11 protein-coding genes (1 of these 11 running past the window's edge) are annotated in these 12028 nt (G+C 63.6%); 5 read left to right on the forward strand and 6 right to left on the reverse strand.

Annotated elements, in window-relative coordinates; translation table 11 throughout:
* Positions 1-659: the 5' end (the start) of a hypothetical protein gene (locus tag SKA58_RS15425; protein ID WP_037543884.1), read on the reverse strand. It extends 1732 nt beyond the left edge of the window; the window shows 659 of its 2391 coding nt (coding positions 1-659); it begins with the start codon at positions 657-659; the stop codon falls past the left edge of the window.
* Between the two features lie 690 nt (positions 660-1349).
* Here SKA58_RS15425 and SKA58_RS15430 point away from each other — a divergent pair.
* Positions 1350-2342 (forward strand): helix-turn-helix domain-containing protein, encoded by a 993-nt coding sequence (locus SKA58_RS15430; RefSeq protein ID WP_009823396.1) that lies wholly within the window; start codon positions 1350-1352, stop codon positions 2340-2342.
* A gap of 50 nt (positions 2343-2392) precedes the next feature.
* Here the strand turns inward: SKA58_RS15430 and SKA58_RS15435 are convergent, their stop codons facing one another.
* The gene (locus tag SKA58_RS15435) at positions 2393-3151 is read right to left on the reverse strand and encodes an enoyl-CoA hydratase (protein WP_009823397.1); all 759 of its coding nucleotides are present in this window, start codon (positions 3149-3151) and stop codon (positions 2393-2395) included.
* 101 nt (positions 3152-3252) lie between these two features.
* On the opposite strand from SKA58_RS15435, the gene SKA58_RS15440 reads away from it, so the two are divergent.
* The 3 genes from SKA58_RS15440 to SKA58_RS15450 all read left to right on the forward strand — a co-directional run bounded on the left by SKA58_RS15440 (position 3253) and on the right by SKA58_RS15450 (position 6459).
* Complete coding sequence (locus tag SKA58_RS15440) at positions 3253-4245, forward strand: bile acid:sodium symporter family protein (RefSeq protein ID WP_037543885.1); 993 nt, start codon at positions 3253-3255, stop codon at positions 4243-4245.
* A gap of 2 nt (positions 4246-4247) precedes the next feature.
* Positions 4248-4763 carry a phosphoribosyltransferase gene (locus tag SKA58_RS15445; protein WP_037543776.1) on the forward strand — a complete coding sequence of 172 codons (516 nt, stop codon included), beginning with the start codon at positions 4248-4250 and terminating at the stop codon, positions 4761-4763.
* Positions 4764-4854: 91 nt separating this feature from the next.
* Complete coding sequence (locus SKA58_RS15450) at positions 4855-6459, forward strand: phytoene desaturase family protein (RefSeq protein WP_009823400.1); 1605 nt, start codon at positions 4855-4857, stop codon at positions 6457-6459.
* Between the two features lie 15 nt (positions 6460-6474).
* On the opposite strand, the gene SKA58_RS15455 is transcribed toward SKA58_RS15450, so the two are convergent.
* Genes SKA58_RS15455 through SKA58_RS15465 form a run of 3 tightly spaced genes read right to left on the reverse strand, consistent with a single transcriptional unit; the run spans position 6475 to position 10692 of the window.
* Positions 6475-8004 carry a DHA2 family efflux MFS transporter permease subunit gene (locus SKA58_RS15455; RefSeq protein WP_009823401.1) on the reverse strand — a complete coding sequence of 510 codons (1530 nt, stop codon included), beginning with the start codon at positions 8002-8004 and terminating at the stop codon, positions 6475-6477.
* A gap of 14 nt (positions 8005-8018) precedes the next feature.
* A complete protein-coding gene (locus SKA58_RS15460) occupies positions 8019-9185 on the reverse strand; it encodes an EmrA/EmrK family multidrug efflux transporter periplasmic adaptor subunit (protein ID WP_009823402.1) in 1167 nt (388 codons plus the stop codon).
* Complete coding sequence (locus tag SKA58_RS15465) at positions 9178-10692, reverse strand: efflux transporter outer membrane subunit (protein WP_009823403.1); 1515 nt, start codon at positions 10690-10692, stop codon at positions 9178-9180. The genes SKA58_RS15460 and SKA58_RS15465 overlap by 8 nt, the downstream gene beginning before the upstream one ends.
* Positions 10693-10781: 89 nt before the next feature.
* On the opposite strand from SKA58_RS15465, the gene SKA58_RS15470 reads away from it, so the two are divergent.
* On the forward strand, positions 10782-11438 hold the full coding sequence (locus tag SKA58_RS15470; RefSeq protein ID WP_009823404.1) for a TetR/AcrR family transcriptional regulator: 657 nt from the start codon (positions 10782-10784) through the stop codon (positions 11436-11438).
* Here SKA58_RS15470 and SKA58_RS15475 read toward each other — a convergent pair.
* Positions 11408-11899, reverse strand: a complete 492-nt coding sequence (locus tag SKA58_RS15475) for a winged helix-turn-helix domain-containing protein (RefSeq protein WP_232209447.1) — start codon at positions 11897-11899, stop codon at positions 11408-11410. The two genes, SKA58_RS15470 and SKA58_RS15475, sit on opposite strands and share 31 nt — an antisense overlap.
* Positions 11900-12028: the final 129 nt, after the last annotated feature.

Here is a 12028-nt window from a genome sequence, read left to right on the forward strand (position 1 = left end):
GTCAGCACCAGCGATTCGCGATTATCGAGCAAACAGGCCGCCTGCATCTCGATCACCTTCGACAGGCAATCCTCGTTCAATTTCATCGACAGGCTCCGCGCCAGGACGGGCGCCAGCGTGCGAAGATATTCCGGATGCGTGTTTTCCTGCGCCTGTATCGCCGCCATGAAACTGTCCAACCGTGACCGATCGAGCGACGCCTGATTGAGGTCCTGAGTCGCACGTACGAATTCACCTGGCTTGCCGCGCACGGCGTCGCTCAGCGTCCCTTCCGCCCCGCCGGTATCGGGCACCAGGAAAAGGACCATCTGTCGCGCGCCCTTGGGAACGGTCAGTTCCAGTTCGCGGTCCTTTGCCTTTTTCTTCCAGGTTTCGGCAAACTGGACCCAGTCCTTGGGCGGTGGATTGGTCGCACCACGCAAAAAGGCCGCAACGAGAATGAAGCGCGCGCCCTGATCCTGGGGCAGGTCTGCCCGGATCGCCAGCCTGTCTCCTTCGGACAGACTGGGCACTTGCCCGATCGGCAAAGTCTGGTCGCCGCGCGTCACCATGATGCGCAGAGCCGGCCCGGACAATTCGAACGGCGCGGGGTCGGCCGCCGCTAGTGGCGTTGACGCGGCCATGGCCAACAAAGCCGCGACCCAGCCAGCGATCATCATCCTGTTGAAGGGCAAGCCTGTCTTCCTGTCATTTCGCTCGGACCAAAGTCGCCGGCCCATTTCCCATATCGGCGCGAACAAGCCAAGACAGGGCATAACGCAAAGGGCGTGGACCAGTTCATCACGAATAGGAATTTAAGGCCGCTATTTTGCCCTTCCCTGAACGACGGCCGCGGCATCGGAGATATATGCGAACATCGCGGGGCTTTGATCTGGCATCGCGTCCGGCGCTTGTCCCTGGCGCGATGGCCCAGGACAAGCGCCGCTCCTGATAACGGGCGATGGGGGTCGCAGCCATCGCCTGGCCGTCGTCAGAAGGCTGTGAAGCCGTCTCCGCTACAATGCAAAAAGACGGGGGGCGGGACGCGACGAAGGAATGGTTGCCTTGATCTTGTGGGGATGCCCGGCTGCCATTCCTGGCCACGCGTTTTTCCCAGCGCCGATCATAGCCTACATCCTCCAGCGCCCCTCGCCGGCCAATCTCAGTGGCCCGGCCATCATCCGGCAGAAGACATATTGTCAACGCCAGGCCCAGCCGTTGAAACGATGTGCAGCAAAATTGAGACAAATTGCCTCGATCACGCTAAACCCCCACAAAGAATGGTTAATCGCCAGGGAGAAATGGGGTTGTCGCCGATGGACAAACCGGAAACTTTGTCTGTACCCTCGTTCGGGATTTCCACTGATGCGATGACAGGACCCGAGGCGCTGGCGGCTTTCCGCCAATCAGTGCAGGATGTGTTCACGCTGACTTGCCTGGGCGATGAGCGGCTATATCGCCTCAACCTTTCTGCGTGGCATCTTGGCACCATCATGGTCGGACGGTTCCAGTCCTCCGCATTGGCCTTTGATCGAGACGCTGCTCTGGTCGCAACCAGCGGCCTCGATCACCTTCTGGTCCAACTCTATGTGGAGGGTGGTTTCGCTGGCGTTGCAGCCGACCATTCGGTCGTTGTGACGGCCGGTGACGTCGTCATCTTCGATCTGGCTCAAGGACTGAAAACACGGGCGACGGATTTCACGAACATCTCGGTGCTGATACCCCGCCCTTTCCTCGCGCACCATTGTGACGACGCGTCCCGGCTGCACGGACATGTGCTGCCCGCAAATGGGGCGATCGCGGCGATGCTCGGCAGCTATATGCGTGCGCTTGTCGACCGGTTGCCCACGCTGACCCCGGGGGATGCCCAGGTGGCGGCCCGATCGACCGTCGCGCTGGTAACAACGATGCTGGCCGATCAGGGCGGCGGTGGGTTTGCGCCTACGGCCCCCGCGCCCCTATCCCCGTTCCGCAAAGTGGCGCAGGAGATAGACCGGCGGCTGAGAGAGCCATCGCTCGACGCCGCGTCGCTTGCGCAAAGCCTGGGCATGTCACGCGCAACCCTGTATCGAACCTTCCAGCCGGTCGGCGGGATCGCGGACTATATCCGCCGTCGTCGTCTGGCGGTGGCGGCGATCATCCTGTCGAGCCCCGCCAATCAACGGCGCAAGATTGGTGAGATCGCCCGCGATTGCGGCTTTGCGAGCGAATCCGCGTTCAGTCGCGCCTTCAGAAGCGCCTTCGGCATCGCCCCCGGGCAAGCGCGTCAGTGCGGCGCGGATTTCTGGTCGCAACCGCACCTGCTGGCCCAGGACAATCGCAGTCTCGACTTCGCACGCTGGATGCGGATGCTCCATCCCTGATCCAGCAACGACAGCAGACCCGACAATCGCAGTCCCCGCGCGCAAGTAGTTCAATCCCGGCGAAACACCGGCGGGCGCTTTTCGAAGAAGGCGGTGAAGGCTTCCACAGCTTCGGGCGAAGCCATAGCCTGCCGGAACAATGCGGCCTCCTGCTGCATCCTGCTGGCCAACAGCGCAGGATCGCCCTTCATCAGCCTGCGCGTCGCTGTGAGAGCCCGGGGCGGTTTGGCTACCAGCGCTGCGGCCTTGGTTCGGGCATGGTCGATCAGCGCCTCGCTGGGTATGATAGCCGTGATCAGACCCGCGCGGTCGGCAGCCTCGGCATCGAGCGGTTCGCCCAGCAGCAGCATTGCCGCTGCCTTGGCATGCCCCAGGATTGCGGGCGCGAGCAGGCTGGAGCCCGCTTCGGGGACCAGGCCCAGATTGACGAAAGGCAAAATGAAACGCGCGTCAGGCGCGGCGTAGATCAGGTCGCAATGCAAGAGCATGGTGGTGCCGATGCCGACCGCCAGACCCTGCACCGCCGCCACCAACGGCTTGTCGAAAGCGGCGATCGCCTGAATGAAATCAAAGGCTGCCGCCCCTCCTTCCGGACCGGCCCTGAAATCCGCCAGGTCATTTCCCGCGCAAAAGGCATCCCCCCGTCCCGTGATCAGCACCGCGCCAACCGCTTCGCGCGCCGACGCATCCGCCAGCGCGGCTATCATGGCGCGATACATGGCGCCTGTCAGAGCGTTTTTCTTGTCCGGGCGATCGAGATGGATCTCCACCACGCCCTCATTTTGGATGATCGCTATATTCTCGCTCACGCCCGGCCTCTCCCTTGTTGCGCTGCAAAGGGAATTTGTTGGCGCAGTCTGACGGGCGCGTCTATCCCCTGCGTTTCGATCAAATGGTGCCAGATGTGATGATGAACCGATTGCGCCAGGCGCTCGACCCGTTTCTGCTGATGCTGATTGCGACCGTCGCCCTAGCGTCCGTGCTGCCGGCGCGCGGCCAGGGCGCGCGCATTGCCGAGGGCATGGCGGATGCGGGCATCGTGCTGCTTTTTTTCCTCCACGGCGCGAAATTGTCGCGGGCCGCCATCTGGCAGGGCGCCCGCGCCTGGAAACTCCACGGCGCGACGCTGGCGATGACCTTCCTTCTCTTTCCCATATTCGGATGGCTGATCAGCCGATTCGGCCCACTGCCGGAAAGCTTGGGCACCGGATTGTTGTTCCTGACCTTGCTGCCATCGACGGTTCAGTCCTCCATCGCCTTCACCGCGATCGCCCGCGGCAATGTCGCCGCCGCCGTGGTCAGCGCCTCCTTCTCCAATCTGTTGGGCATAGTGGTGACACCGCTGCTGGTCGCGCTGTTGATACAGCGGGGCGGAGGCGGAAGCCTCATTTCCCTCTCCGCCGTGGAGGGGATCGTGCTGCAATTGCTGCTGCCCTTCGTCCTTGGCCATATGCTGCGCCCCTGGATCGGCGGCTTCATCGATCGGCACCGGGCGAAGATCGGCCGCGTGGATAGGGGATCGATCCTGCTGGTGGTCTATGCCGCTTTTTCCGCCGCTGTCGTGGAAGGATTGTGGCGGGCCGTGTCGCAGGATGAGATGCTGACGCTGGTCGCCGTTTCGGCCGGTCTGCTGATCATCATATTGCTGACCAGCTGGGGTCTGGGGCGGCTGATGGGATTGTCCCGCGAGGATGCGATCGTGCTGCAATTTTGCGGGTCCAAGAAGAGCCTGGCGTCGGGCGTGCCCATCGCCGGCGTGTTGTTTCCGGCGGCGATGGCGGGGCCGATCCTGTTGCCGGTCATGGTCTTTCACCAGATACAGCTGATGGCCTGCGCCTGGCTCGCGCGACGCTATGGCGCGCAGGCTGCCATCGAGGGAGACGCGGCGATGGTGAGAGGATGACAATGCAGAAGCCGATCCTGACCGACATAGAGATGGCGCGCTTTCTGGCGCAGATCGATCTCTTGGCCGACGCCGTGATCGCGTCTGGCTGGCGACCCGACTGGATCGTGGGCATCGGCCGCGGCGGGCTGGCGCCGGCCACCTGGCTCAGCCATGCTTTGGGACGACCGATGCTATCGGTCGATCTTTCCGCGCAGGTCCCGGCCTTTGCCGAAACGCTGCTGGGCGAATTGCGATTGCGGGTGAAGGCCGGCAAACGGCTGCTGGTGGTGGACGACATCAATGACAGCGGGCGCACGATCCTGCGCCTGCGCAGCGCGCTCGGCGAAGCCGACGCGGCGCTGCTGCGCGTGGCGGTGTTGATCGATAACAGCCGATCGGCGGCTCGGGTGGACTATCGCGCGGAAACGATCGACCGGGCAGTAACCAAGGACTGGTTCGTATTTCCCTGGGAAAAGGCAGCAAGTCGGGCCAGCATCCTTGCAGATTGGGGCGAACAGCCGGATCGTACCGCCTGAACAAGCCGACGGCGAACGCGACAGCTTCATCGACTTTGCACATACAGTTGTTATACGATTGTAAAGTGAGCAGCGTGATGGAGTGAGGGGCATGGGCAAGCGCTATGATGCCGTGATCATCGGGGGCGGACATAATGGCTTGGTCTGCGCCTTTTATCTGGCACGCGCAGGCTACAAGGTCCGGATCCTCGAACGCCGCGCGATAGTCGGCGGCGCGGCCGTCACCGAAGATTTTCATCCCGGCTTCCGCAATTCGACGGCGAGTTACACGGTAAGCCTTCTCCACCCTAGGATCATTCGCGACATGCGGCTGATCGATCAGGGCTACAAAGTCATCGAGCGGCCGGTGAGCAATTTCCTGCCGTTGCCGGACGACCAATATCTCATTCTGGGCGGCGGCATCGCGCGGACGCAGGGCGAATTCGCCAAGTTCAGTCCGCGCGACGCCGACGCCCTGCCTGCTTATTATGCGTCGCTGGAAACGGTGGCGAATGTCATCCGCGACCTGGTGCTGTCATGCCCGCCCAATGTCGGCGACGGGATGACTATGATGCTCGATGCGTTAAGGCAGGGTCGACATGTCGCAGCGCTCACGATCGAACAGCAGCGCGATGTGCTGGACCTGTTCACCAAATCAGCGCGCGGCTTCCTGGATAGCTGGTTTGAGTCCGACCCGGTCAAGGCCGCCTTCGGCTTTGACGCGGTGGTCGGCAACTATGCGTCGCCCGACACCCCCGGCAGCGCCTATGTCCTGCTGCACCATGTTTTCGGTGAAGTGAACGGGAAGAAAGGCGCCTGGGGGCATGTCGTCGGCGGCATGGGATCCATCACTCAGGCGATGGCGCGGGTTGTCCAGGCGATGGGGGTCGAGGTCAGTCTGGAAGCGCCCGTCGCGCGCGTGCTGGTCGATGGCGACAAGGCTGTAGGCGTGCGGCTGGAGAGCGGCGAGGAGGTCATGGCCAAAAGGGTCATCGCCAATGTCGGGCCAAGGCTGCTCTATGAGCGGATGATGGAACCCAACGACCTTCCAGCGGACTTCGTCAAGCGTATCAAAGGTTTCCGAACCGGGTCGGGCACGTTTCGCATGAATGTCGCCCTGTCCGCCCTGCCCGATTTCCGCTGCCTGCCGGGGGAAGGGGCGCATCATCAGTCCGGCATCATCATCGCCCCCAGCCTGGATTATATGGATCGCGCCTTCATGGACGCAAAGCGTGATGGCTGGTCGCGCGCGCCCATTGTCGAAATGCTGATCCCCTCCACCGTCGATGACAGCCTGGCGCCGGCCGGATGCCATGTCGCCAGCCTGTTCTGTCAGCAATTCGCGCCGCATCTGCCCGACGGACGGAGTTGGGACGATGCCCGGGAAGAGGCGGCCGACACCATCATCGCGACGGTCGATGCCCAGGCGCCGGGCTTTGCCCGCAGCATTATCGCTCGTCAGATCCACTCGCCGCTCGACCTTGAGCGCACATTCGGGCTGATCGACGGCGACATCATGCATGGCGCCTTGACGCTGGATCAGATGTGGGCGGCGCGGCCGGTGCTGGGCCATGGCGCCTATCGCGGGCCACTGCGCGGCCTGTATATGTGCGGCGCCGGAGCGCATCCCGGCGGCGGCGTTACCGGCGCGCCGGGCCACAATGCGGCGCGCGCAGTGTTGCGGGACGGCGCGATCCTTGGACGGTGGCGCGGCTGACGCCCCGCTCCATTGTCAATGCGCGGCGGACGTGTCGACCTTGCCGACAGGCTTGGGCGCCATCCACACAATCGCGGCGGCGACGAAGAGGATGATCGCGGAGATGAAGAAGACATGGTCGATGGCGATCACCGTCGCCTCCTGCTCGACGATATTGGCTATCACCTGCCGGATCTGGTCGGGCGACAGGCCCAATGACGACAGGAGCGACTGGGTCTGGTCAGGCTGAAGCACGCGCGTCATTTCGGCGCGCGACACGCGCTGGGAATCACCCCATTCGGTCAGCACCAGAGATGTCGCGATCGCTGTCGCCATCGTACGTACGAAATTCTGGAGGCCGGCGGCCGAGGCGGTTTCGCTGGGCAGCACCGATCCCAGACTGAGCGTCGTTAGCGGAATGAAGAAGAAGGGCAAGGCGAAGCCCTGAATGAACTGCGGCAGGGCCATGCCATAAAAATCGATGCCGCTGGTCCAATGGGCACGCCACAACGACATGATCCCGATCCAGGCGACGGCGCAGGAAATCAGCAGGCGCGGGTCCGTCTTGGCCATCATCCGCGCGGCGATTGGCGCGGTGAACAACGCCGCCATGGCGGTGAGCGCGGTCACGATACCCGCCCAGGTCGCGGTATAGCCCATCGACATCTGAAGCCATTGCGGAATGACGACGATGCTGGCGAAATAGGACCCGAAGCACAGCGACAGGGTGAAAAGCGCAGAGCTAAAGCCAACATGGCGGAACACGCGCAGGTCCACGACCGGATGCTCCTCAGTCAGCTCCCAGATGACGAAGACGCAGAAGCCGAGCGCAGCCATGATCGCCAGCGCGATGATCGTGGGATCCGCGAACCAGTCATGATCGCGGCCGATGTCCAGCATGATCTGAAGACAGCCGATCCAGAAGACGAGCAATGCCAGTCCGACCTTGTCAATGCGCACCCGGGCCGTTTCGGTTTCGACAGGCCGCAGCAAAGCCTGAGCGGCAAAGACACACAGCACGGCGATCGGCAAGTTGATGAAGAAAATCCAGTGCCAGCTCCAATTGTCGCTGATATACCCCCCGACGATCGGCCCCAGCGCCGGCCCCATCAATGTCGTCATCGCCCACATGCCCATCGCGCGATTACGCGTTTCGGGCGGAAAGATGCGCATCAGCAGCGTCTGCGACATCGGCATGATCGGACCGCCGCAAATACCCTGGCCGATCCGGCAGGCGACGAGCATGCCAAGCGTCGTCGACAGGCCGCACAGAACGGAAAAAAGACCGAAGCCGGCCATCGCAAGGGTGAAGACCCGCACCACCCCGAAACGTTGCGCGAGCCAGCCGGTCAAAGGAACGCAGATCGCTTCCGCCACGGCGTAGGAGGTGATAATCCACGTTCCCTGATCGGGGGAAATGCCAAGATTGCCGGCGATGTGCGGAACCGACACGTTGGCGATGGTCAGGTCGAGCACGACCATCAAATTGCTCAATGCCAGAACCAGTCCCGCCAGCGTCCGGGTGCGCGGCGAAAGCCGCGAGAAGATATCGTCTTCGCTCGCCATGCCGCGCGCTCCCTTCAGTCGGCCAGGTCGATCTCGACTTCCATCGAGAGGCCGACGCGCAGCGGGTGCGCAGCCAGTTCCTTGGGATCAAGCGCGATCCTCAACGGCAGGCGCTGCACCACCTTGATCCAGTTGCCGGTCGCGTTCTGCGCAGGGATCAGCGCCATGGAAGAGCCGGTGCCACCGGAAAAACCCACAATCTTGCCATGATAGACGACGTCACCACCATAAAGGTCTGACGTCACCTTGGCGGGCATGCCAATGCGGACGCCGCGCAACTGCTTTTCCTTGAAATTGGCATCGACATAGACCTGCGAAATCGGGACGATGGACATGATCGGGCTGCCCTGCGCAACGCGCTGGCCGACCTGCACCTGCCGCTTGGTGACGACACCATCGATCGGCGCGCGAATGGTCGTGCGTTCCAGATCGAGCTTAGCGGATTCGAGCCGCGCCTTCGCGGCCAGGACCGCCGGGTCGGTGTCTTCGGTCGACCCGCGCACCAGCGCCTGGTTGGCTTCCAGCTGGCCAGTCGCCGCACCGCGCGTCGCCTGAGCCGTCTTGACGCCCGCTTGCGCCAGCCTGAGCGCCGCCTGCGCACTGGCATAAGCGGTCTGCGCGGCAGTCACTTCGTCACCCGACACGGCGCCATCGGCAACCAGCGCTTCGCGGCGCTGCAAGTCGACGCGCGCTTTTTCAAGATCGGCCTGCGCGGTGGCAAGCTGGGCACGCGCCTGAACGATATCGGCGCTGCGGGCCTGAACCTGCGCGGCAAGCGAATCGCTGGTCGCATCGGTCTGGCGGAAACGACGGCGCGCTTCAGCCAAGTCGGCTTCTGCCTGCGCGACGGCGATCTTGGCGTTGGTCGGATCAAGCTTGACGAGAATATCGCCCTTCTTGACCGACTGCGTGTCGCTGACCAGCACGTCGATCGCCTGCGCGCCGATCAGCGGCGTCACCTGCGCCATTTCCGCATTCACATAGGCATTGTCGGTGCTGACATGATTGCGGCCGAACAAAAGATACCAGGCGCCCCACAACAGGGCGACCACCAGCACCAACAGGCCCAGCCGGGTCAGCCATTTGCGCCGGGCGCTGTTGCGCTGGCCCTGCTGCGCGTCCTGTTCGGAGGCCTGCGGCTCGCTGGTCCGCGCGATATTTTCGGGTTCGGCGTCAGCCATGGATGTCGTCCTTGGGCAAAGCAGCGCTGGCGGTAAATCCGCCGCCCAGCGCTCGGATGAGAGCGATGTCGAGCGAGAAGGCGCTCGCATCCAGATCAGAGACGGTGCGTTGGGCAGCGAGCAGCTGATCCTCGACATTCAACACGTCGAGATAGGGCGAAAGCCCCCCCTTGTAGCGTTTCTGCGCTACGTCATAGGCGTCGCGCGAGGCGGCCAGCGCCGCGCGGGCGTCCGCCAGACGCTGTTCGAGCGCACGACGGCTGGTGACGGCGTCGGCAACCTCCTGATAGGCGGTTAACACCGTCTTATCATAGGTCGCCACCGCCTGATCATAGACGGCGCGGGCGCTCCGATACTGCCCGCGCAGCGCGCCGCCATGGAACAGCGGCAGGCTGATCGCGGGTCCGGCATTGCCGAAGATCGAATCCTTTTTGAACAAGGTGTCCAGGAAAGGCGACGCGCCGCCTTGTGCGCCGTTGCCGGTAAAGACGGTGTTATAGCCAAGCGACTGCACGCCGATCAGCGCACCCAGCCGGACGGCGGGGAAGAAATCGGCGCGCGCGACCTTAATTCGCTTGGCCGCAGCTTCCGTGCGGGCCAGCGCAGCGGCGATATCGGGCCTGCGCGCGACCAGATTGGTCGTAACGTCGGCCGGCAGACCGAGCGGCGAGAGTTGACCTTTGACGGGCCGCGTGATCGACAGACCGCGATCCGGCCCGGCGCCGATCAGGGCCGCAATCTGGTGCTGGCGCAGGGCGATCGCCACCTTGGCGCCGGCAAGCTGCGCCTTGGCGGCCGACACGGTCGCGTCGGCCTGGCGCACGCTGCCGCGCGTTTCCAGGCCATTCACGCGCCGTTCCGCAGCGAGTTTCTGGCTGGCCAGCCGGATGTCGAGCGTGCGCTGCTGCACCTCTGCCTCGTCATAGAGCCGCGCGAGATCGGCATAGGCGTTGGCGATCCCGGTGGTGAGCGCGAGCTGCGCCTGTCGCGCGTCAATTTCAGCGGCCCGCGCTTCGGACGTCGCGGCCGCCAGCGCCGCCTTGTTCTTGCCCCACAGGTCAAGGTCCAGCCCCAAGTCCAGCGCCACGCGACCTGTGCCCAACCATCCCTGCGGCACGAATTCCTTTGGCAGGCCCATATTATAGCTCTGCTTCGTGGTATTGGCGCTGGCTTCCAGGTCGGCCGACGGCAGCGTCGCGGCCCCCGCCTGCTGCGCGACCGCCTGTGCCTGACGGAATCGAGCGGCGGCGATCGCCATGTCCGGCGCGTTCTTCAGGCCTTCTTCGATGAGTGCAGTCAGTTGCGGATCGCCATAGGCCACCCACCAGTCATCGGCCGGCCAGACGGCTTGAGGCGCGGTCAGGCTTTGCCGGGCATCGACGCTCTGGGCCGAGCGAATTGCGGGTTTCGGCCCGAGGTCGGGTATCGCCGCGCAGCCAGACAGCAGCAGTGCCGCGGCAGAACCCATAATGAGGCGAGTGGATAACATCATGCGACTCATCGCCATTACAAACCGTACCAGATAGTATGAAAATTGCCCTTGCGCTCCTTGCAGTGGCTTGTCAACAAGGTTATCGTACTATATGGTACGCTTTTATGACGGTGCTGAACGAGCCTTCATCCTGTAGCCGACGGGAGGCACGGAAACGCGACCGACAGGAGAAGATCCTGGAGGTCGCGCAACGCTATTTCCTCGATCATGGCTATGCCGGCACCACCATGTCGGGGATCGCTGCCGCGCTCGGCGGATCGAAAGGCACGCTCTGGAGTCATTTCCCGTCAAAGGACGCTCTGTTTGCTGCCGTGCTTGATCGTGTGGCCCGGGCCTACCGCGCGCGCCTCTCCCAAATTCTCGACCCCGACGCCGGGCTGGAGGAAGTTTTGCTGGGCGCCTGCATCAGCCTTGTGGGGAAGGTGACGTCCCCCGAAGCCATTGCGTTGCAACGCCTTGTCATTTCCGAAGGCGGGCGGTTTCCCGAACTCAGTCGCATCTTCTTTGAACTGGCGCCGCGTAATACCCGGGCGCTGCTGGCCGAATTTCTGGAAGGAGCCATGCGACGCGGCGCGCTGCGGGCGGCGGATCCACTCGAGGCCGCCCGCGCGCTCACGGCGCTGTGCATGGCCGGACTCCATCATCAGCTTTTGATGGGCCAGATCAGTCACGTCGAACCAGAGAATATCGAACGGGATGCCGCATTCGCGGTGGATCTGTTCCTGCGCGCTTATGCGCCCGCGCCGGGATCGAGCATGTAGCCGCGCCCCTTGACCGTGCGCAGCATCGTCCATTGATGGCCCCGGTCCAGCTTGGCGCGCAGGCGTGACATATGTACCTCCACGCTGTTGGTTCCCGGGTCAAAGTCCAGTCGCCAGATCGACCGAAGCAGGTCTTCACGACTATGCGGCTGCCCCGCATGACGCGCAAGGTGCAGCAACAGGGCATATTCGCGGGCAAGCAGCGGTATGGCGCGCCCGCTCCTCTCCACCCGGCGCTCCAACAGGTCAATCACCAGGTCTCCCCGAACCAGCCTTGGGTTCTGCCCCTGCGCCAAACGAATAATCCTTGCGGCAGCTTCCGCTTCGTGCATCCAAGGGCCGACCACGTCCTGCGCGCCACTGTCCAAGGCATGCGCGCGGGCAAGCGGATCATCCGTTCGCTGCCAAAGGATCATCGCGTCACCCGCGCGGACATGGGGTTCGCCCGGCGCGTGCCGCATCGCCAAATCCATGCCCCGCGCACTTAATGCGCGGGCGACCGGTCCGAAATCGGTTCCCACACCATGACATTCCACGCGCCCGCCCACATTCGCCCTGTCGTCTAGTGTCCGGCCCCATCCGACAGCCCC

Source organism: Sphingomonas sp. SKA58 (assembly GCF_000153545.1).
GTDB classification, from domain to species: domain Bacteria; phylum Pseudomonadota; class Alphaproteobacteria; order Sphingomonadales; family Sphingomonadaceae; genus Sphingobium; species Sphingobium soli.

What these genes read in the sequence shown, in the direction of transcription:
- SKA58_RS15445 (WP_037543776.1), top strand. Translation starts at nt 4,248, where the DNA reads ATGCAGAAGCCGATCCTGACCGACATAGAGATGGCGCGCTTTCTGGCG.
- SKA58_RS15450 (WP_009823400.1), top strand. Translation starts at nt 4,855, where the DNA reads ATGGGCAAGCGCTATGATGCCGTGATCATCGGGGGCGGACATAATGGC.
- SKA58_RS15440 (WP_037543885.1), top strand. Translation starts at nt 3,253, where the DNA reads ATGAACCGATTGCGCCAGGCGCTCGACCCGTTTCTGCTGATGCTGATT.
- SKA58_RS15465 (WP_009823403.1), bottom strand. Translation starts at nt 10,692, where the DNA reads ATGGCGATGAGTCGCATGATGTTATCCACTCGCCTCATTATGGGTTCT.
- SKA58_RS15475 (WP_232209447.1), bottom strand. Translation starts at nt 11,899, where the DNA reads ATGCGGCACGCGCCGGGCGAACCCCATGTCCGCGCGGGTGACGCGATG.
- SKA58_RS15470 (WP_009823404.1), top strand. Translation starts at nt 10,782, where the DNA reads ATGACGGTGCTGAACGAGCCTTCATCCTGTAGCCGACGGGAGGCACGG.
- SKA58_RS15455 (WP_009823401.1), bottom strand. Translation starts at nt 8,004, where the DNA reads ATGGCGAGCGAAGACGATATCTTCTCGCGGCTTTCGCCGCGCACCCGG.
- SKA58_RS15460 (WP_009823402.1), bottom strand. Translation starts at nt 9,185, where the DNA reads ATGGCTGACGCCGAACCCGAAAATATCGCGCGGACCAGCGAGCCGCAG.
- SKA58_RS15430 (WP_009823396.1), top strand. Translation starts at nt 1,350, where the DNA reads ATGACAGGACCCGAGGCGCTGGCGGCTTTCCGCCAATCAGTGCAGGAT.